The organism is Butyrivibrio sp. XBB1001 (assembly GCF_000424505.1).
In the GTDB taxonomy this organism is placed as follows: domain Bacteria; phylum Bacillota; class Clostridia; order Lachnospirales; family Lachnospiraceae; genus Butyrivibrio.
In genome coordinates, this window is record NZ_AUKA01000012.1 from 59,295 (window position 1) to 81,423 (window position 22,129).

At 42.0% G+C, this 22,129-nt stretch carries 15 protein-coding genes and 1 tRNA gene; 10 read left to right on the top strand and 6 right to left on the bottom strand.

Translation table 11 applies throughout. From position 1 onward, the window contains the following. Window position 1 precedes the first annotated feature (1 nt). Window positions 2-442, bottom strand: coding sequence for a LytTR family DNA-binding domain-containing protein (locus G631_RS0111220; RefSeq protein ID WP_026489529.1), 441 nt, complete (start codon window positions 440-442; stop codon window positions 2-4). Between the two features lie 159 nt (window positions 443-601). Between G631_RS0111220 and G631_RS0111225 the strand changes: the two genes are divergently transcribed. Further along, window positions 602-2,134: a Na+/H+ antiporter NhaC family protein gene (locus G631_RS0111225; protein ID WP_035789737.1), complete on the top strand. Its 1,533-nt coding sequence runs from the start codon at window positions 602-604 to the stop codon at window positions 2,132-2,134. Window positions 2,135-2,213: 79 nt separating this feature from the next. On the opposite strand, the gene G631_RS0111230 is transcribed toward G631_RS0111225, so the two are convergent. Next, window positions 2,214-2,286: transfer RNA gene (locus tag G631_RS0111230), tRNA-Gly, on the bottom strand. 97 nt (window positions 2,287-2,383) lie between these two features. Beyond that, complete coding sequence (locus tag G631_RS18940) at window positions 2,384-3,517, bottom strand: CapA family protein (protein WP_051197161.1); 1,134 nt, start codon at window positions 3,515-3,517, stop codon at window positions 2,384-2,386. A gap of 103 nt (window positions 3,518-3,620) precedes the next feature. On the opposite strand from G631_RS18940, the gene G631_RS0111240 reads away from it, so the two are divergent. The 4 genes from G631_RS0111240 to G631_RS0111255 all read left to right on the top strand — a co-directional run bounded on the left by G631_RS0111240 (window position 3,621) and on the right by G631_RS0111255 (window position 7,785). Next, complete coding sequence (locus G631_RS0111240; RefSeq protein ID WP_051197163.1) at window positions 3,621-4,916, top strand: class I SAM-dependent rRNA methyltransferase; 1,296 nt, start codon at window positions 3,621-3,623, stop codon at window positions 4,914-4,916. Window positions 4,917-5,011: 95 nt separating this feature from the next. Further along, window positions 5,012-6,085 (top strand): GGDEF domain-containing protein, encoded by a 1,074-nt coding sequence (locus G631_RS20275; protein WP_051197165.1) that lies wholly within the window; start codon window positions 5,012-5,014, stop codon window positions 6,083-6,085. Between the two features lie 105 nt (window positions 6,086-6,190). After that, window positions 6,191-6,691, top strand: coding sequence for a GAF domain-containing protein (locus tag G631_RS18950; protein WP_035789738.1), 501 nt, complete (start codon window positions 6,191-6,193; stop codon window positions 6,689-6,691). Between the two features lie 17 nt (window positions 6,692-6,708). Continuing rightward, window positions 6,709-7,785, top strand: a complete 1,077-nt coding sequence (locus tag G631_RS0111255) for a threonine aldolase family protein (RefSeq protein ID WP_026489532.1) — start codon at window positions 6,709-6,711, stop codon at window positions 7,783-7,785. A gap of 142 nt (window positions 7,786-7,927) precedes the next feature. Here G631_RS0111255 and G631_RS0111260 read toward each other — a convergent pair whose 3' ends face one another. Then, window positions 7,928-9,502, bottom strand: coding sequence for a glycoside hydrolase family 28 protein (locus G631_RS0111260; RefSeq protein ID WP_026489533.1), 1,575 nt, complete (start codon window positions 9,500-9,502; stop codon window positions 7,928-7,930). Window positions 9,503-9,755: 253 nt separating this feature from the next. Between G631_RS0111260 and G631_RS0111265 the strand changes: the two genes are divergently transcribed. From G631_RS0111265 to G631_RS21645, 4 genes are all read left to right on the top strand, one after another. Further along, the gene (locus G631_RS0111265) at window positions 9,756-10,445 is read left to right on the top strand and encodes an MIP/aquaporin family protein (protein WP_026489534.1); all 690 of its coding nucleotides are present in this window, start codon (window positions 9,756-9,758) and stop codon (window positions 10,443-10,445) included. A gap of 441 nt (window positions 10,446-10,886) precedes the next feature. Continuing rightward, window positions 10,887-14,078, top strand: coding sequence for an isoleucine--tRNA ligase (gene ileS / locus G631_RS0111270; protein ID WP_026489535.1), 3,192 nt, complete (start codon window positions 10,887-10,889; stop codon window positions 14,076-14,078). 178 nt (window positions 14,079-14,256) lie between these two features. After that, on the top strand, window positions 14,257-14,655 hold the full coding sequence (locus G631_RS0111275) for a hypothetical protein (protein WP_026489536.1): 399 nt from the start codon (window positions 14,257-14,259) through the stop codon (window positions 14,653-14,655). A gap of 15 nt (window positions 14,656-14,670) precedes the next feature. Then, the gene (locus G631_RS21645; protein WP_051197167.1) at window positions 14,671-16,647 is read left to right on the top strand and encodes a flagellin N-terminal helical domain-containing protein; all 1,977 of its coding nucleotides are present in this window, start codon (window positions 14,671-14,673) and stop codon (window positions 16,645-16,647) included. 110 nt (window positions 16,648-16,757) lie between these two features. Here G631_RS21645 and G631_RS0111290 read toward each other — a convergent pair whose 3' ends face one another. Then, a complete protein-coding gene (locus G631_RS0111290; RefSeq protein WP_026489537.1) occupies window positions 16,758-18,284 on the bottom strand; it encodes a flagellin N-terminal helical domain-containing protein in 1,527 nt (508 codons plus the stop codon). 248 nt (window positions 18,285-18,532) lie between these two features. Between G631_RS0111290 and G631_RS0111295 the strand changes: the two genes are divergently transcribed. After that, window positions 18,533-21,013 (top strand): glycogen/starch/alpha-glucan phosphorylase, encoded by a 2,481-nt coding sequence (locus tag G631_RS0111295; RefSeq protein WP_026489538.1) that lies wholly within the window; start codon window positions 18,533-18,535, stop codon window positions 21,011-21,013. 63 nt (window positions 21,014-21,076) lie between these two features. Here G631_RS0111295 and G631_RS0111300 read toward each other — a convergent pair whose 3' ends face one another. Further along, window positions 21,077-21,988, bottom strand: coding sequence for an AraC family transcriptional regulator (locus tag G631_RS0111300; protein WP_026489539.1), 912 nt, complete (start codon window positions 21,986-21,988; stop codon window positions 21,077-21,079). Window positions 21,989-22,129: the final 141 nt, after the last annotated feature.

Below are 22,129 nucleotides of genomic sequence, written 5' to 3' on the forward strand. Positions count from 1 at the left end.
GTTATCGATCTCCTTTCAGTAGTCTTCTGAAATCCACAGCGTATCGCCGGGAGATCATGATATGTTCGCCGCCTTGCATAGTTGCGTCAATCCTATTAGAGGACAGGCTCTTTAGCGCCACGACTTTTCCGATATTGATGATCATTGACTTGCTGCACCTAAAAAAGCTTTCGTCGTCAATTTCATTCATAAATGAATAAAGGGATCCGTCGATGCGGACAACTTTTTTGGCAGTGTAGGCAAAAAGTTTATCATCAACAGATTCAAGATAGAGCACGTCTTCAAGGTTAATGCAGACGCTTTCTGAATCTACTTTGCCCCAGAGTTTGCCAGATCCGCCTTCAAGAATGCCGATTATTTTATTTATGGTGGGATTTGGCTCTTTATATCTGATTGTTATGCTCTCATCCCCGTCAGTTATCTTTTGAATGTCAATATTCATGGCATTTTTCCTTCCATACTACTAACATACCATATTCCAGGCACAAATGCTCAGTCTACAGGTGTAATTATTTTGTTGCACAAAGAAAAACATTGACACAGAAAATTTCAGAAGAAATAATATAGATAACTTTATCACTTTAACGTAAAGGAGATATTTATGTTTGATATAACGTTTGTTGATACCTACTGGTCATTGCTTCCTGCGCTGATAGCTATTGCGCTGGCACTGATAACCAAGGAGGTGTATTCCTCACTGTTTATCGGTATCCTGGTCGGTGGTATGCTTTATTCTAACTTCAGTTTTACAGGGACTATTGAGCATGTATTTACAGATGGCATGATTGCTCAGCTTTCAGATTCATGGAACGTTGGAATACTGATATTTCTGGTAGTTTTGGGAACCATGGTAATGCTCATGAACAGAGCTGGCGGATCTGCAGCCTTTGGAAAATGGGCGGTGGCCCATGTTAAGACCAAGGCTGGGGCTCAGGTTTCCACTATAATTCTTGGAATGCTTATCTTCATCGATGACTATTTTAACTGTCTTACAGTAGGCTCAGTAATGAGGCCTGTTACTGATAAACATAAGATTTCCAGAGAAAAGCTGGCGTATCTTATCGATGCAACAGCAGCTCCTATCTGTATAATTGCTCCAATTTCATCCTGGGCAGCAGCTGTTACAGGATTTGTGGATGGAGCTAATGGACTGACTCTTTTTGTAAGGGCGATTCCTTATAACTTCTACGCTTTACTAACTATAGTAATGATGTTTGGCCTTACTTTCATGAATTTTGATTATGGTGCTATGAAAAAGGCAGAAGAACATTCTCAGGTAAAAGACTTTAAGAATGCTCTTGGCGAAGGCGAAGGCCTTTTGGGAGCTGTGGATCAGCCACATCCACCAACATCTGTAAAGGGAAGAGTAATCCACCTTATTTTCCCTATTGCGTCACTTATCGTATGCTGCGTTATTGGAATGATCTATACTGGCGGATTCTTTTCAGGAGAAAGCTTTGTTGATGCCTTTTCAGGATCAGATGCATCTGTTGGACTAGTATATGGCTCAGTTGCAGCACTTATACTGACAGTTATATTCTTTATGGCAACAAGAGTTCTTGGATTTATCGAGTGCATGAATTCAATTCCAGAAGGCTTTAAGAGTATGGTTCCAGCTATTTTGGTACTGACTCTGGCTTGGACTCTTAAGTCAATGACAGATTCTCTTGGAGCAGCTAACTATGTTGCTGGGATTTTTGAAAACTTTGCAGATGGCAGCGCAGTAATGAGCTTTATCCCTGCTGTAGTATTCGTAATCGGAGCTTTCCTTGCCTTTGCAACAGGAACTTCCTGGGGAACCTTCGGAATACTGATTCCAATTGTTGTAAACGTATTTGGTTCAAATATGGGGAACGAATTGATGATCATTTCTATTTCAGCATGCATGGCTGGTGCTGTATGTGGCGATCACTGTTCACCTATATCAGATACAACTATCATGGCCAGTGCTGGAGCTCAGTGTGACCACATCAAGCACGTATCTACGCAGCTTCCATATGCGATGACCGCAGCCGCAGTATCTTTTGTAGCATATATCATATCCGGATTTATCAGAAACTGGCTGATCTGCCTGCCACTTGGCATAGTGATCATGCTGGGAACACTGTTTGTGATCAAACAAAAAGCAAAGTGATACTAGGTATGGACCTGGGAGACCACTCCCGGGTTTCTACGTAGCAAAAAAGGACATCCAATCGGATGTCCTTTTTTAGAGCGATAGACGGGGCTCGAACCCGCGGTCTCCACCTTGGCAAGGTGGCGCTTTACCAACTAAGCTACTATCGCGTTTCGTATGCTGTTGTCTGCGCGACAACAAAGTAATTATTACACTAGACCATGGGGTTTGTCAACGGTTTTTTATTGAATCTTTTAAATCTATGTTTTACCACTGACCAGCCCAAACCTTGTTGCACAGATTAGTGCAGTATTCCAGGGAAAAGCTAGGATCCTGGGATAGAATCTGATTCTTAAGAGCCATATCAGAAGTGTACTTGCTAAGAGGGTAAACATGAATTCCCTGATATCCTTTCTGAAGATGGCATACAAGAGGAGTTATGCCATGGCTTTTAACCACAATCTCACCAGAAGAGTTCCTGCCAATAGTTATCTGGGCCATTCCACCTACCATGCGGTTTGCTATGCCACTGCCAGAGCTTGAGGTCCAATTTACGAAATTACCAAGAGAGTAGTAAACAAGCATATCACCGCCGCCGTGGTTGTTGGTAATTCCTGAAATGCCATCATCTAAAAACTCAATAGGTTCGATAACATGAGGGTGAGTTCCTATTACAAGGTCAGCGCCATACTGTCTGAATACTTCGGCCCACTTTTTCTGACTTGCATCAATACCCAGATTGTATTCTGTTCCCCAGTGAGGGCAAACGATAGTAAAATCAGCATTTTCTTCTGCGTATTGTAAATCGGCAATAACCTTACTTTTATCCAGCATATCAACTGCATGAGGCATGTCTTTTGGCGGATTTATGCCATTTGTGCCATAGGTGTAGTTGAGGATTGCAATGCGAATTCCTTTTGATTCCACAATATCTACACGTGCATATTCACTTTCATCGCCATTAAGTCCCACAACAGTCATGCCTGGATGATTATTCTTCCAATAAGAGTAACAATTCTGAAGGCCTCTTTTTCCTTTATCCAGTGAGTGATTGGTGGCGTGACATACAACATCAAACCCTGCATTTACAAGAGAATCACCAATTTCATAAGGCGCATTAAAAGAGGGATAACCAGATATTCCAAGCTCTGCTCCACCAATTATAACTTCCTGATTGACGATAGAAATATCTGCGTCACTGATAATATCCTTTGTATCCTGGAAAATAAAGTCAAAATTATAATCGCCATTTTCGCTCACGGAGGCTTCTTCCACAGGTGTGTGCAGCAAAATATCGCCCACCATGAGGATTGAGACATCTTCAGATGGACCTTGCGCAGAAAAATTTGGATTAAAGAATAGCGAAGCGATAAGACCGATAAGAATAAGACTTTTTTCCATAGCTATTTCCTCTTTTACCATTATAATGTTATTATACAATCTTGTGCGAAATGGGCGCACAAAAATGACACAGTAGTTAACGAAATTTAGTTGGAGAAAAAACATGGGAAAAATAAAGACTGCAAACGCAGCAGCGATAATAAGAAAAAGAGAGGGCCGCGAGTTTAAGGCAGGCGGCGCCTGGATCTATGACAATGAAGTGGACAGAGTGGAAGGCAGTTACGAAAACGGCGATATTATTGAGGTCCACGATTTTGATGGATATTTTCTGGGATATGGATTTATCAATGAAAAGTCCAAGATCAGGATCCGTATGATGTCCAGGAAAAAAGAGAACCCAGTGGATGAAGCTCTTTTGGAAAAGAGAATAAAAAGAGCCTGGGAATACAGAAAAGCTGTCATGGCCAGCTATATTGATGAATATCTATTGGATGGAGATAAAGAGGCAGCTAAAGACAAAGAGAAATACGCAAAGGCGCTCAGCAAGCTTTCAACAAGGTTTATCTTTGGCGAAGCAGATTTCATTCCAGGAATAACAATCGACAAGTTTTCTGATGTGCTGGTAATAGAGTCACTGGCTCTTGGCACTGACCGCATGAAGGATATTATTCTCGACATTTGCAAAAAAGTTCTTGCAGAAGATGGCGTAAATATCAGGGGAATCTATGAGAGAAGCGATGCCAAGGTGCGTGAACTTGAAGGACTAGAGCGTACAAAGGGCTTTATCGGGCAGGAGTTTGATACTAAGGTTCTCATAGAAGAAAATGGCGTCAAATACTATGTTGATGTGGAAAATGGCCAGAAGACAGGTTTTTTCCTTGACCAGAAGTTCAACAGACAGTCTATAAGAGGTCTCTGTAAGGGTAAAAAAGTTCTCGACTGCTTTACCCACACTGGCTCTTTTGCCCTTAATGCGGCAGCAGGCGGAGCCGCATCTGTCCTTGGAGTTGATGCATCAGACCTTGGCTGCAAGCAGGCTGAGGAAAATGCAGCACTAAATGGACTTGAAAAAATCGCCTCATTCCAGTGCGCAGATGTTTTCGAACTTCTTCCTGACCTTGAGAAAAAGGGCGAGAAGTTTGATGTGGTAATTCTTGATCCTCCTGCATTTACCAAGTCCAGAGCTTCAATAAAGAAGGCTGCTACAGGCTACAAGGAGATCAACATGCGTGGAATGAAGCTTGTTAAGGACGGTGGATATCTTGCAACCTGCTCATGTTCACACTTTATGGATGAAGAACTTTTCCTCAAGACCATAGCTGATGCAGCAAGAGATGCTCACAAGCGTCTTACACAGGTGGAGTTCAGACAGCAGGCAGCTGATCACCCAATCCTCTGGGGCGGAGCAGCATCTTATTATTTGAAGTTTGTTATCTTTCAGGTAACTGACGAAATATAATAATGTTTTAATTATTATTCCACATTTCTTAATTTGAACATTATTATACCTGGAATTACAATTATGGTATGAAGAACGAGAGCAGACAACCTATTATGCGTGATAGGACATATAAACAGGTTGTTGGTGGCGATTACCTATCTGACAAGCAGTATTTCGTAGTTGCCACTGCTCTTTTAGTTGTGCATTTAATGCTGGAGGCGTTTTACATATGGCTTGGCGCTACTCCCATGGTCATAATTAATATCTTCAGTATTTTGACGTATGTAGTCAGTATTTTTGTGCTCATAAGAAATAAAGTACTGTTATCCATATGGATAATGGTGTTTGAAGTATATCTTCATGCCCTATGCTGCTGCGTCGTTATTGGTATAACGTGCGGATATCAGCTTTGGCTCTTTGGAACCTTGTCTTGTGTATTTCTGCCATTTTTTCTACCTGGTTTAAATGGATTTCAGAAAAAACAAATAGGCATTTTTAGTACTATCATTGTTGCATCTTTCATGATAATTACTGCTCTGGGAAGGAGAGGCCTTTTACCGACCAGGTATAATGCAACCTTTGAAGTAGCCAGTGTTTTGTACTATGCAAATGCATTTCTTAGCTTTAGTGCAATTATGTTTTATGCGGCTGCATATAACATCAGAATGTCAGAAAAGAACATGGAACTTCAGATGGCTGCGGAACATGACTTTTTGACAGGCATTTACAACAGGCAGAGAATGCAGAAAATATTAGATTCAGAGATCTTGCGGGCACAGGTGTTTTCAGATATGCACTTGATGGTTGCTATTGCAGATATAGATTATTTCAAAAAAATAAACGATACTTATGGCCATGTTGCAGGAGATGAAGCCCTAAAAGAACTTACAAACGTTTTTGCAAGGTATTTAGATGCAGGGCTTTTATATGGAAGATGGGGAGGCGAGGAATTCTTGCTGATAGCCCCAGAAGATATGTCATATGATGAGTTTGCCAAGTTGCTTGAGGATATAAGGCAGCAGGTAGAAGATAATGAGCTGTTAATAGAAAATGCTAAGATTAAATTTACAATTTCGATAGGTGCCGCTATTTACGAGAAAGGAGATACCTCCGAACAACTTGTAAATTTAGCTGATGACAGATTGTATAAGGCCAAGGAAACCGGAAGAAACAAAGTAGTTTACTGACAAAAATAGATTGTATACAAGATAAAAGAGTGCTAGAATCGTGGGTATGGAGTCATGGATGACTTCATACCTTTTTTGGTTTTTTATATATAGGAGGAAATAAAAATGCCAGGAATGACAGATTACGATTTACTTACACAGCAGCTGAAGTCACTTTCAGAGGATGAGAACTTTTTTATGCCAGTATTATCCAATGCATCTGCTCTTTTAGCTGAGAACTTAGAAGATATAAACTGGGCAGGTTTTTACCTGATAGATAAGGGATCACTTATGCTCGGACCATTTCAGGGAAAGGTTGCCTGCATCAGAATACCTTTAGGCAAGGGAGTTTGCGGAACTGCAGCCAAGGAGGACAGAACACTTCTTGTTGAGGATGTTCATAAATTTGCTGGACATATCGCATGTGACAGCGCATCCAATTCAGAGATAGTTGTTCCAATTCACTGTAATGGCAAGGTTATTGGTGTTCTTGACATCGATAGCCCTTCTTTTGACAGATTTAAGTTTGAGGATCAGATTGGGCTTGAGAAGTTTGTTAAGGTTCTTGAGGAAAACACAGATTTCTGCAGGTTCAACGGACTTAGAGAGGATCAGTTCAAAGAATAATTAAGGGGAAAGACAAAATGTCAGCTAAGATTTCTTTTTCAAGCGATTATACAAAGGGCGCTCATCCTAGAATCCTTGAGCGCTTAGTTGCAGACAATCTGACTCAGAATCCGGGATACGGTACTGATGATATCTGCAAGGCGGCAGCAGACAAGATAAAAAGAGCCTGCGGATGTCAGGAAGGTGACGTATTCTTCCTTGTTGGAGGCACTCAGACCAATCAGACTATCATAGACATGCTCCTGAAACCCTATGAAGGTGTGATTGCAGCTCAAACAGGCCATATAGCGGCTCACGAAGCTGGCGCTATAGAGTTTTCCGGACACAAGGTCCTGACTATATCAGGCCATATTGAGAGACAGGAAGATTCAGAGTTTGTTCTTCCTGAAAATGCAGGCAAGATTGACGCTGGGGAACTAAAGGCATTCATAGATACTTTCTATGGCGATGATAATCATGAGCACATGGTATTTCCAGGTGCCGTGTATATTTCTCATCCCACAGAATATGGAACGCTGTACACCAAGAAGGAACTTACCGAAATCTCTGCTGTTTGCAAGGAGTACAAGATTCCCTTATTCCTTGATGGAGCAAGGCTTGGCTACGGACTTATGAGCAAAAGAACTGACGTTACCCTTCAGGATATCGCAAGCCTTGTAGATGTGTTCTATATCGGCGGAACCAAGGTGGGGGCACTTTTTGGAGAAGCAGTAGTATTCCCTAAGGGAGTTACAACAGCCCATCCAATCCCGGTTATCAAGCAGCATGGCGCCCTTCTTGCCAAAGGGTGGCTTTTAGGAGTGCAGTTTGACACCTTGTTTACAGATAACCTGTACTTTGAAATCAGCAGAAACGCCATAGAAATGGCAGAGCTGTTAAAAGAAATCCTCAGGGAAAAGAACTACAGATTCTTCCTGGACTCTCCAACAAACCAGCAGTTTGTTATTGTGGATAACGATAAGTTAAAGGAACTAGATGGACAGGTCGGTTATGGCTTCTGGGAGAAGTTTGACGACACCCATACGGTTATAAGATTTGCTACAGACTGGGCAACCACAAAAGAGGACATAGAAGCTCTAAAGAATTTCCTGTAAGAAATGCTTGTGATAATATAGTCTTGTGTGATAAACAAGGACTATGTCCTGTGAAAAAATAATTTGCTACCTGTATATTCACGGGTAGCAAATTATTTTTTTATGCTGCAGAGTCGCTGATATGAATAATTCGATTTGTATTTCAAAGTGATCTAGGAATAAGCTCTACATTCTCAAATCTGATATTTTCGCAGTATTCAAGGCTTATATTATCAGGAGTAAGGTCGGAAACATCGCTGATCACACCATCAAAGGCCTGATTTCTTCCTGCTTTATCTTCCATAACAATATCCTTAAGCTCTATATTTTTTATCTCATAACCTGGAACATCAAAGCCGCACAACAGAACTGATGGGCAGTCGTGCCATTCATTTTTGCCGGCATTATTATCAAGGTATCTTCCAAGAAGATGTATTCTCTCAAATTGGCAATCACCAAGCTGAGGTGGAACCTTAGAGCCTTCGCCGTCGTCATTGTATCCTACAGAGTGCATTTGGATGTGTGAAGCTGTGATATCACGAACAAGGATATTTCGAACATAGCCTCCACGCTTTTTTGTGGCCTTGATTTCTATTCCAGACCAGGTTGGTCCCATCTGGCAATCCCAAAGTCGGACATCCTCAACACCACCTGACATCTCACTTCCAATGCAAAGACCGTGGCCAAAGTGAGTTATGCTGTCAAAAACTCTGATATGCTTGGTTGGTCTGTTTATCACATTGCCTTCAGGGTTCTTGCCGGATTTGATGGCAACGGAGTCATCTTCAGTATAGAAATCACAGGCATAAAGAGTTGAATTTGTGGATGAATCAGGATCCCAGCCATCTCCATTCCATATACCCTCGGATTTTATAGTGCAATGATCTGTAACAATCTGATCTGAGTAGATAAAGTGAATATTCCAGGAAGGAGCATAGCCAAGGGCAAGTCCATGGATCCAGATGTTGCGGCAATTGCTCATGTTGATGAGCCTTCCTCTGAAGCGGCTTGCGATAGTTTCTGGCTTCTCATAATCCTTTATCTTATCCCCAAGAGATGCGATATAGTCCTTGAGTCTTTCGCCTTCTATTCTTGCAATTGCCTTGGCAAGCGCAGCTCCGCCTCCATAGATAGTACCTTTTCCCTTGATAACTACATTTTCACAGGTAAAACCTGCGTTGTGGTCAAGTTCACCAAGATTTAAAAGACTTCTATAACATTCCATTTCATAGCCTTCAAAGCGGCTGTGGATCTTGGGAAGATAGTCAAAGGGCTCGTCTGTTCCCTGCAAAAGAGCTCCCTCATCCAGATAGATTTCTGTATCTGAGTGAACGTTAAGAGCACCTGTAAGGTAAGTTCCAGCGGGAAAGTAAACGTAAGAATCCTTATCACAGGCATCAAGAGCTTCCTGAATGGCATTTGTATTCATATGCTCCCCATCGCCTATGGCATAAAAAGGAGCCTTGGTCACATCTAGCATCTTTTTGACTGAGCCTGTGTGAACGGTAATGATTCCAAGGCTTTTTCCAGAATCTTTTATCCTGATCTCAACAACATAGTCAGTGTCTGGTACCAGATTATCAAAAGAACTATGTGTCTTACTAGTTTCTGAAGTTACAAAACCATCAACTAAAACTTCATAGATGGTATCCAGTGTTGCATCCAGGGGCATATCCCAGAAAACTTCAGCTTCTGTAGCTGTAGCTCTGTAGTCCAGCAGAAAATCAAAATCCTTCATTGTGTGTTCTCCTTCATCCTTTATAAAAGAGATAATAAAAGCATGTATCAAATTATATGATAAACAAATGATACCCTGTGTGCTGCGCCAGTTCTAGTAAATTTTGCTTAGAAATATAGCAATTTTATTCATGATACAAAAGCTTTTTAGAATTGTCGCATAATTATCGAAAAAGAGTAACAATTCTATTGAGAAGTGATTATAATATAGTGTATAAAATATGGGCGGAGGCCTAAATTCTAGGAGGCGTGGTATGAAGAAATATGTAGCAGAATGTATTGGAACAGCAACACTTGTAGTACTGGGCTGCGGAACAGCGATGCTGGTTGGATGTGATGCGGCAAGCGGATCAGGATATCTTTTAACTGCACTTGCATTTGGTCTGACAATCGTAGCTATGGCTTACTCAATCGGAAACATTTCAGGATGCCATATTAACCCTGCGGTTTCTCTTGGAGTTTTACTAAGTGGCGGAATGGAAGTCAGTGAATTTGTTGGCTATGTTGTATCACAGTGTATTGGCGCTTTTGCTGGTGCTGGAATCCTTGCACTTATTTTTGGACTTGGCGGCGTAGAAGACAAGACCGGCGGATTTGGATCAAATGGTCTTGCTGGTGTTAATGGAAATCCTATAGCCGGACTTATTGTTGAGATCGTACTTACATTTATCTTTGTCATTGCTATTTTGGGTGTTACATCCAAGAAGGCTGGACATGGCTCTTTTGGCGGACTTGTAATAGGCCTTACTCTTGTAGTAGTTCATATCCTTGGCATTGGCCTTACAGGAACATCTGTAAACCCGGCAAGAAGCTTTGGACCAGCACTTGTAGCTGCATTTACTGGAAATACAGCTCCAATAGCAGCTCTTTGGGTATTTATCGTAGGACCACTTGTAGGAGCAGCCTGCGCAGCTTGCGTATACAAGGCTCTTGAGAAAAACTGATATTATTAGCTTGCACTTTTTTAATATACGTAGTATGATGTGTGCATTATAGATAAAAAGCTGTGACGAAGACAGTAGATAGCTTGTGAAAGCGTGCAGAGAGCTGGCGGTTGGTGCGAGTCAGTGCGAGTAGGAGCTTTTCGAAAATCACTTCTGAGCTGCAGAATCGAACAGATATTATTCGTAATACAGTAGATTTTTGCCGTATATCCTGGCGTTAACGGGAAGCGTATTCAACCGAAGGTCATCCGACGGCGCGTATGTGTAAACAGGTGGTATAACGAGACTAGATTAATCAGCCCTCGTCCTTTTTACAAAGGATGGGGGCTTTATTATGTGCAGGATTGCATAATGAAATTTGCTGCTTCGCAGCATTCAATCCGCACGGCGATAAAAATGCAAAGCATTTTCATCGATTGTAATCAAGAAAGGAGCTCAAAGATGTACAACAAAGTCGATACCGACATGAACTTTGTCGGCAGAGAAAAGAAGATTGAAGAATTCTGGAAAAATGAGAATATCTTCCAGAAGAGTGTGGACACTCGTAGTAAGGGCGATATGTATATGTTCTACGATGGCCCTCCAACAGCAAACGGTAAGCCTCATATTGGTCACGTTCTTACACGTGCCATCAAGGATATGATTCCTAGATACCGCACAATGAAGGGATATACTGTTCCTCGTAAGGCTGGTTGGGATACTCACGGTCTTCCAGTTGAGCTTGAAGTAGAGAAGATGCTGGGCCTTGATGGTAAGGAACAGATTGAAGAATACGGAATGGAGCCTTTCATCAAGAAGTGTAAGGAATCTGTTTGGAAATATAAGGGAATGTGGGAAGACTTCTCTGGCACAGTTGGTTTCTGGGCTGATATGGAGCACCCATACATCACTTATGATGACAATTTCATCGAGTCAGAGTGGTGGGCTCTTAATGAAATCTGGAAGAAAGGTCTTCTGTACAAGGGCTTTAAGGTAGTTCCTTACTGTCCTCGTTGTGGCACACCTCTTTCATCACACGAGGTTGCTCAGGGATATAAGACATTAAAAGAACGTTCTGCTCTTGTTCGCTTCAAGGTTAAGGGCGAAGATGCATATTTCCTTGCATGGACAACAACACCTTGGACACTTCCTTCAAACATCGGCCTTTGCGTAAATCCAGATGAGAAGTACGTTAAGGTTAAGGCTGCTGATGGAAACGTATACTACCTTGCTGCAGCTCTTGCAGACAACGTACTTGGTTCTCTTGCAAAAGAGGAAGGCCAGAAGGCATACGAGGTTCTTGAAACATACGTTGGTACAGACCTTGAATATAAAGAGTATGAGCCACTTTACCAGTGCGCAGCTGATGAGGCTGAGAAGCAGCACAAGAAGTGCTTCTTTATCTACTGCGATAACTATGTAACTATGACAGATGGTACAGGTATCGTACATATCGCTCCTGCATTCGGTGAAGACGACGCAAGAGTTGGACGTAAATATGACGCTCCACTTGTACAGATGGTAGATTCAGAAGGTAAGCTCAAGGCAGAGACTCCTTTTGCAGGCATGAGATGTAAGCCTACTCAGAAGGAAATGGATGAGGGTGCAATTAGTGCAGATCCAGAGGTATTAAAAGACCTTGATAAGAGAGGACTTCTCTTTGGCGCACCTAAGATGGAACATGATTATCCACACTGCTGGAGATGTGGTACACCACTTATCTACTATGCTCGTTCATCATGGTTCATCAAGGTTACAGAGGTTAAGGAAGACCTTATCCGTAACAACAAAGAGATTAACTGGGTTCCAGAGTCAATCGGTAAGGGACGTTTCGGCGACTGGCTTGAGAACATTCAGGACTGGGGTATTTCCCGTGACAGATATTGGGGAACACCACTTAATATCTGGGAGTGTGACGACTGTGGACATCAGCTTTCTGTAGGTTCCAGAAAAGAGCTTGCTGAGCTTTCAGGAGATCCTAGCGCAGAGACTTGTGAGCTTCACAGACCTTACATCGATAAGTTTGAGATCACATGTCCTAAGTGCGGCAAGAAGATGCACAGAGTAAAAGAGGTTATTGACTGCTGGTTCGATTCAGGCGCAATGCCATTTGCTCAGCTCCACTACCCATTTGAGAATAAGGAACTCTTCGAGAAGCAGTTCCCTGCTGAGTTTATCTCAGAGGCTGTAGACCAGACACGTGGATGGTTTTACTCACTTCACGCAGAGGCAACACTTCTTTTCAATAAGCCTGCATTTAAAAATGTTATAGTACTCGGCCTTGTGCAGGATGAAAATGGACAGAAGATGAGTAAGTCTAAGGGTAACGCTGTTGATCCTTTCGATGCTCTTGAAAAATATGGTGCAGATGCTATCAGATGGTACTTCTACACTAACTCAGCGCCTTGGCTTCCTAGCCGTTTCTCAGGTGATGCAGTTATGGAAGGACAGCGTAAGTTCCTCGGAACACTTTGGAACACTTATGCATTCTTCACACTTTATGCAAATATCGATGGTTTCGATGCTGCAAACTACAAGCTTGAACTTGATAAGCTTACTGTAATGGATAAGTGGCTTCTTTCTAAGCTAAACAGCTGTGTTAAGGCAGTAGATGACAACCTTAATAACTATAGGATTCCTGAGGCTGGTAAGGCACTTGATAACTTTGTTGATGAGATGTCTAACTGGTATGTACGTCGTAGCCGTGAGAGATTCTGGGCTAAGGGAATGGAGCAGGATAAGATTTCTGCTTACATGACTCTTTATACAGCACTTGTTACTGTATGTAAGGCTGCAGCACCTATGGTTCCATTCATGACAGAGGAAATCTATCAGAACCTTGTTCGTAACAGCTTTAAAGATGCTCCAGAGTCAATCCATCTCTGTGACTTCCCTGCTGTTGATGAGTCTCTTATCGACACTAAGCTTGAGAAGGATATGGAAGAAGTTCTTGATATCGTAGTACTCGGCCGTGCTGCAAGAAACGCAGCTAACATCAAGAACCGTCAGCCTATCGGACAGATGTATGTTAAGGCAGAGCAGACTGTAGGCGAGTTCTACACAGAGATCATCAGAGAAGAGCTTAATGTCAAGAATGTAAGCTTTACAGATGATGTTCGTGACTTCACAAGCTACAGCTTTAAGCCACAGCTTAAGACATTAGGACCTAAGTATGGCAAGAACATCGGTGCTATCAAGGCTTATCTTGAAGGCCTCGATGGAAACGCTACTATGGACGAGCTCAACACAAATGGTTCTATCAAGTTCAACGTTAATGATGTTGATGTAGAACTTGTTAAGGAAGACCTCCTTATCGAGATGGCTCAGAAGGAAGGCTTTGTATCTCAGGAGAACTGGGGTATTACAGTTGTTCTTGATACTAACCTTTCAGAGGAACTTATCAATGAAGGTTTTGTTCTGGAGGTTATCAGTAAGATCCAGACAATGCGTAAGGATTCAGGCTTTGAAGTTATGGATCACATCAAGGTTTCTCTTAACGGCAATGACAAGCTTGCTCAGATTGTCAAGGACAACGAGAGCAGCATCTCTACAAAGGTTCTTGCCAACGAAGTTGTTTACGGCTCAGACGTTGCTAATGCCAAGGAATGGGATATCAACGGCGAGAAGGTAACAATCGGAGTTGAGAAGATCTGATCAAAACAGAATAGATGATAAAACGCGAGGGTTCTCCTTAATTGGAGGCCCTCGTTTTTTCTGCAAAAAAGTTGTGTAAAATTATCTTGAAGCATAATATACCGAATAAAATTATCCGATATAAAATAAGACAAAGTAAATAGTATTTGCAAATAGTATTTTGGGGTTAGGAGAAAATATGGGACAGATTGTTAATCTAAAGTGCGAAAGATGTGGTTATGAGGCAAACCTATGGGTTGGGGCGGGGATGACCTTTTTTGACATCGAAAAGACAATAACTCTTTTTAATAAAGATACCCAGCAGAGAATAAGAAACGACCTTGAGAAAAATCCAAAGGGAACCTGGACCATAACAAAGGAAATAGGCGTCTGCGAAAGGTGCCGCAAGATTTCAGCAATACCTGTATTTATCCTCAATAAAGAGGATGGCACCGTTGTGGAATACAGAGGAAAGTGCATCTGCGGCGGAGATGTGGACATTGTAGATACAGAAAAGATATTAAGTGGCGAGATCAAACTTGAGTGCCCGGCTTGTGGAGATCTTCTTGTAGCAAGGAATGAGGGGTATTGGGACTGATAGCGGAGTAGCCAAATGGTAGTACAGCATAATATTTCTGGCATGAATGCCAACAGACAACTGAATATTACAACTGGAATCCAGGCTAAATCCTCAGAAAAGCTCTCCTCTGGCTATAGAATCAACAGAGCAGCTGACGATGCTGCGGGCCTTGCAATTTCAGAGAAGATGAGACGTCAGGTCAGAGGCCTTACTCAGGCATCAAGCAATGCTCAGGATGGAGTTTCCTGGTGTCAGATTGCAGATGGAGCCTTGAATGAAGTAAGTGACATGCTGGTAAGGGCAAGTGACTTGTCTATTAAGGCAGCCAATGACACTCTTCAGGACACAGACAGAGAATATATAAATGCTGAGGTTCAGCGACTTAGCGAAGAAATAGATAGAATCCATGGAGTTACAGAGTTTAATAATATACATATTTTCTCAGATGAAGGCTTTTCTCCAAGTAATGCAATGGTTGCTTCGGGAAAAGAAAACTCTATATCGATGGTCCTTCCCAATGGAACCAATGTAGAAATAACCTGTGAATTTGTAGATAGCGATGGAAATCAGGTTAATACACAAGCTAGCCAGGCTGTTGGACAGGATACAAGCTATGCTGATTCTGATTATGCCAAGTTTGTTCAAAGCGCAGCTGCTGATGCTATAGCAAATCTGTATAATAATTTTCCAACTCTTTTCTCTAATGCTGCATCTAATGACGTTCAGGTTGGACTTAAACTATCTGGCATTGATGGCTCTGGCGGCACACTGGCAAGAGCATCTCTTTCAATGTCTTATACTAGCTCCTACACGGTCATGAGCTATACAATGCAGATTGATACTGCAGATTATCCATTGTCATCATTTGATAGCATGACAGATGCTCAAAAGGCAGATCTTGCTGCAACTATAGGCCACGAGATGACACACCTTGCTATGTATGATACCCTGACAGATGGTATGCTATCTGGTTTTCCACAGTGGTTTGTAGAAGGCGTGGCTCAGACTTCAAGTGGAGATGGTGGGTGGCTGGGAAATAGATTAAACCCTGGATCTAGTGAAGCCAACATGAAATCATACATGTCACAATTGGATTCTATGCCCTATGGAGCTGGATATCTGGCAGCTATGTATCTTGGCTACGCGGTATCAGCTGCAGATGGCAATACCGCTGTGAACTCATCTAATATTGCAAGTGGACTTAATAAGCTGATGGGAGAAATGTCAGGTTCTCCTAAAAAGACGTTAGATCAGGCCATAGCTGATCTAACTGCTAAAGCTGGTCTAACTGGTTATTCTGGCCTTAGCGATTTTGAATCACACTTTAAATCTGCAACAGCCAAATCTGGCGTGGCAGGGCTTGACCCCCTTGCCTTTACAGATGCATTTCTTGATGCAAGAGGCACAAATGGAGCAGGATCTTTATTTGGTAATTTAAGTACTCCTGAAGAGACTCTTTTTGCTCCTGATACGCTCACATCGAGCGGATCAAATTATGCGATAAATACAGGAAACACCCAGTATGCAAATGCTTACGGAACAGGTTATGTCTTCCCTGAGAAACAAAGCGGTATAGCTACAGGAACAGGCACAGATGATGGCCTTGGAAATACACTGTTTTTGCAGGTTGGGTCAGAAACATCCAGCGAAAATGAGATAGCTCTAAAGAGATTTAATGTGACAATGGCAGCTCTTTCTGAGGGTAAGACCTTTAATACTACCACGAGGCAAAAAGCCCTTGAGACCATTGATACTGTTAAAACCGCAGCTCAGAATGTATCAAGAGTTCGAAGCTACTATGGTGCTATGCAGAACCGTCTCGAGCACACTATCAAGAATCTTGATAATGTCGTAGAAAATACTCAGGCGGCTGAGTCCAGAATAAGAGATACTGATATGGCAGCGGAGATGGTTAAATACTCCAACAATAACATCTTAGCTCAGGCAGGCCAGGCGATGCTCGCCCAGGCCAACCAGACTAATCAGGGAGTATTGTCACTCCTTCAGTAATTCACAAGCAGAGATGATAACAAAAATACAGGACGGTACATGAGAAAGGTTCATGTATCGTCCTTTTTATGTTGCTTTTTATTGAAAAGAGAGATCTGTATGCCTAAATGTTACTGTAATAGTGAAAGAACACCCTGGTTGGTCTGATTAGCCTGGGCCAGCATGGATTGTCCTGCCTGAGCCAGAATATTGTTATTGGAATACTTGACCATCTCTGCAGCCATGTCAGTACCGCGGATAAGAGATTCAGCTGACTGAGTGTTTTCTACTACGTTGTCCAGGTTTTTGATAGTGTGCTCAAGGCGATTCTGATAGGCACCCATGCGACTTCGTTCTTCACTTACATACATAAGGCCATCCTTGAAGCTTTCTATTGCCTGCTTGGCCAGCTCGTGGGACATTACGCTGACACCACTGATATGGCAGGAAGATGAAGAAATATATGGGAGTTCAATAACTATCTGGTTCTGGCTATCTGTTTCAGAACCTACCTGAAGGATGATGTCGCCGCCTTTGGCTTTTTCTTCAGCAGCTGATACGGCATAGCCCTTACCGAAGAGACCTACACTGGTGCTTGCCTGGGCGTGGCTTGGGTTTTTCCAAAGATCAACATGCACCGTGCCGTCAAAAGAGTCATACTCTATAAATTGCATTTTTGCAATATCATTACCATCAAGATCTGAAGCTCGGATATCCGCAATACGCTGCTTAACATCATCCATAGAATCCATGGATCTGTCATCATACATGATGAGTTGATTTCCACTTCCTGTGAACATAGTATAGTGGTTTTGAGGATTTTTGCCTGTTGCTGAAAGAATAGCTTGTACAACATCAGCACCTGTGGAAGCATTACTTATATCTACGTTGTAAATATAATGGTTTCCACTATTTGTTACACCAGTTTCTCCGTCGGTAAACTTTATGCTGTAGTGGTTGCTGCAGGTACAGCATGTTACGTAAAATCCATTTCCAACAAGTTCTTCCTTCTGTGCATCTGTCAAAGTTGAAGGGAATGTGAGATTTGTGGAAGAGTGATTTATATAAACAGAACCGCCAAGATAGTAATTATCAGGGTCAGCTGTTGAACTAACGCGGTAATAGGCTCTGGTGGTATATGTACTCGCCATATATCCAGCGCCATCTGATGCCGAATCTACAGTTACAAAGCTAGGAAGGCCACCCTTAATGGATACACTGTTATCCGTCATATCCACACCTTTTCCCCTGAGTATATACTTTTCATTAAAGGTAGTCTTACCATTTATGGCGTCTATTTCTTCTTTTATCTTGTCTATCTCAGCCTGAATATAACCTCTGTCAGTTTCTGTAAGGGTGTCATTTGCAGCCTGCACAGCAAGTTCATTGCCTCTTTGAAGCATCTCATGAACTTCAGCCATGGCACCATCTGCAATCTGCACCAAAGAAATACCGTCCTGAGCATTTTCTGAGGCTTGAGTAAGACCTCTGACCTGACGGCGCATTTTTTCACTAATAGCAAGGCCTGCAGCGTCATCAGCTGCTCTGTTTATCTTGTAACCAGAGGAGAGTTTTTCTGACGACTTGGCCTGAAGATTAGTGGTTATATTCAGTTGTCTGTTGGCATTCATACCAGCTATATTGTGTTGTATTACCATGTTCAGACATCCTTGTGCAGATATTTTCAATATATATATCGGTAAGATAAATGTGAATATTAGTTTCAAATTAGATTGCCAAAAAGAAATTTTGAATCACCGGTTTTGTGTTTAGGGATATTTAATAAAAAGATAAATGAAATTGCGGTAAAATATATACGTATAGTTTTGTCCATATGGCAAAAGCCCACACGGGCACAGAAATGTTTGCTATAATGTAAATAATATCTTGCATTTGAGGAGGCTTTATGAAGAAAAAACAGTTATCTTTTGATAAGGATTTGTTTAAACGTAGTGTCCTGTACAATGTAAAGACCCTGTACAGAAAAACAATGGAAGAGGCTACACCTCAGGAAATCTACCAGGCAGCAGCTTATGCTATAAAGGATGCCATTGTTGATCATTGGATGTCTACTCAGAGAGCAGTAGCTGAGCAGGATCCCAAGATTGTTTACTATATGTCCATGGAATTTCTCATGGGAAGAGCATTTGGTAACAATCTGATCAATCTTCAGGCTTATAAGCCGGTAAAAGAGGCACTTGATGAACTGGGAATCGATGTTAACCTTGTGGAAGATCAGGAACCGGATCCAGCCCTTGGAAATGGTGGTCTTGGACGACTTGCAGCATGTTTCCTTGATTCTCTGTCTACACTTGGATATGTAGCTTATGGCTGCGGTATCCGTTACAAATATGGTATGTTCCGCCAGAAAATCCAGGATGGTTATCAGGTAGAAGTTCCTGATACCTGGCTCGAAAACGGAAATCCATTCGAACTTAGAAGAAACGAGCTTGCCAAAGAGGTTAAATTTGGCGGCTATGTAAATATGTATACTGACGATTATGGCAGGACCATCTTCAAACAGGAAGGCTACCAGGTAGTTAGGGCCGTTCCATACGATCTGCCAGTTCTGGGCTATGGAAACGGCGTGGTTAATACTCTTAGAATCTGGGATGCTGAGCCAATACAGTGTTTCCAGCTTGACTCTTTTGACAAGGGCGATTATCAGAAGGCTGTAGAGCAGGAGAACCTTGCAAGCCAGCTCTGTGAAGTCCTTTATCCAAATGACAATCACATTGCAGGTAAAGAGCTGCGTCTCAAGCAGCAATATTTCTTTATCTCAGCTTCTGTGCAGACAGCAGTTCAGAGATATCTGCGTAATCACGATGATATCAGGCACTTCTATGAGAAGGCTGTATTCCAGCTTAATGATACGCATCCAACAGTTGCAGTTGCAGAACTTATGCGTATCCTGATGGATGAGTATTATCTTTCATGGGATGAGGCATGGGAAGTAACAACTAAGACCTGCTGTTACACAAACCACACTATCATGTCAGAAGCTCTTGAGAAGTGGCCTGTAGATCTTTTCCAGAGGCTTCTTCCTAGAATTTATCAGATAGTAGATGAGATAAACAGAAGATTTGTTGACCAGATCATGAGAACCTACACAGGTTCTGCAGGTATCGACGTTCAGGCCAAGATACGCAGCATGGCTATCCTCTATGACAATCAGGTCAAGATGGCTCACCTTGCTATCGTCGGCGGACATTCTGTAAACGGCGTTGCCAAGCTTCACACAGAAATCCTTAAAAAGCGTGAGCTTAAGGACTTCTATGAGATGATGCCCGAGAAATTCAATAACAAGACCAACGGTATCACCCAGAGAAGATTCCTGATGCATGCAAATCCTCTTCTTGCAGACTGGGTTACAGAAAAGATTGGAGATGGATGGATAACAGATCTATCTCAGATGGATAAGTTAAAAGACTTTGTGGATGACAAGAAGGCTCAGGCCGAGTTCATGGATATCAAGTACAAGAACAAACAAAGACTTGCTGCTTATATCTTAGAGCACAACGGTGTTAAGGTTGATCCCAAGTCCATCTTTGATGTTCAGGTTAAGAGACTTCATGAGTACAAGCGTCAGCTCCTTAACATACTGACTGTAATGTACAAGTATCATGATATAAAGACACATCCTAGTAAAGACTTCTATCCAAAGACCTATATCTTTGGAGCCAAGGCAGCAGCTGGATATCTGACAGCCAAGCTTACGATCAAGCTTATAAATGCAGTTGCGGACGTTATCAACAACGATCCGGATATCAAGGGCAAGATCAAGGTGGTATTTATAGAAGACTACAGGGTTTCAAACGCTGAGCTTATCTTTGCAGCAGCAGACGTATCAGAGCAGATATCTACAGCAAGTAAGGAAGCATCTGGTACTGGTAATATGAAGATGATGCTAAATGGTGCGGTCACAATTGGTACAATGGATGGTGCTAACGTTGAGATTGTCAATGAAGTTGGTGAAGAAAATGCCTTTATTTTCGGACTATCCTCTCAGGAAGTCATGGAATATGAGAAAAATGGCAATTACAATCCAATGGATATCTACAATTCAGATCCTAACGTCAAGACAGTCCTTGATATGCTGGTAGATGGAACCTTCTCCAAGGATAGAGAACTCTTTAGACCTCTGTATAACTGCCTCCTTAATACAGTTAATTCCAACAAGGCAGACCAGTACTTTATACTTAAGGATTTTGAATCCTACATGGAAGCACAGAAAAAGATTTCAGATGCTTACACTGACAAGAAGCGCTGGGCTAGAATGGCTCTTATGAATACAGCTTGCTGTGGCAAGTTCTCATCAGACAGAACTATTCAGGAATACGTAGATGAAGTATGGCACTTGGATAAGATAAACGTAGAAGCTAAATAATTTGATGCAAAAATGCCGCTTGGTCATAAAGACCAGGCGGCATATCTTTGTACATTGAATTTACTAGTTTGGATCAGTCGATTCCAGATGTTTTTCCTCTATCAATTGTTCTACCTGTTGAAGATGCTCTTTACCTGCTGCATTGTCGCTCTTTGGAAGGGACTTGCGGTAGGTAGAGGGTGAAATGCCTTTTTCCTGCTTGAAGGCTTTTGAAAATACAAGTGGGTCTGAGTATCCGCAGGATATAGCAACTGATTCAATGGGAAGGCTTGTGAGCTGCAGAAGTTCAACGGCCTTGGCAATACGATATCTGGCCAGATATTGCTGCGGCGAAATACCTAGTGCATTCTGGAAAAGAGTATACAAATAGCTTCTGTTGATACATACGTAGTCGGCGATATCTGTGACTTTGATCGGGTTACAGTAATTACTGCGGACATAGGCCTGGGCTCTGTTTACGTAATCATTGGCACTTCCGGAATCACTCTTTGGTGTGACGCTAAGGCCAGAGGCAATAACCGACAGAAACATTGATAAGAGCCCGTTTCTTCTAAGATCATCTTCAACACTAAAGGTGTTATGATCCATCATATCTTTTACTATGTCGTATATATCTTTTGATTTCTCGCTTTTAAACACAGGCTGCTGAAGGGATAAACCAAGCTGAGATACTATTTCCTCGGCTCTTCGTCCGCCAAAGCCTATCCAAACGTAGGTCCAGGGATCCTTTTCATCAGCTACGTAGTAGGCAAGCTCATCTGGAACTATGAGGAAACCATATTTCTCGGTAAGTGGATATCTTTTCCCTCCAATAGAAAAAGAGCCCTTGCCACTTAGCACGTAGTGGATCATAAAGTGGGGCTTTAGGGCTGGACCGAAGCTGTGACCAGGCTCTGTCTGGGACAAGCCGCAGCAATATACGTACAGGTCGTCAGATTCTTCTGTATTAAAAAGTAGTTTATATGCTTTCTCCATGTCTTTTCCTCAAAAAACTATCTATAAACCAATCTTATCAATTATGGATAGTTTAAATCAAGTTATGCGGATTAAAACAAGTTAAAAATGAAACAAATAGGCTCAACAAATTGTATTTTGGGTAGAGTTACTGTAAAATGG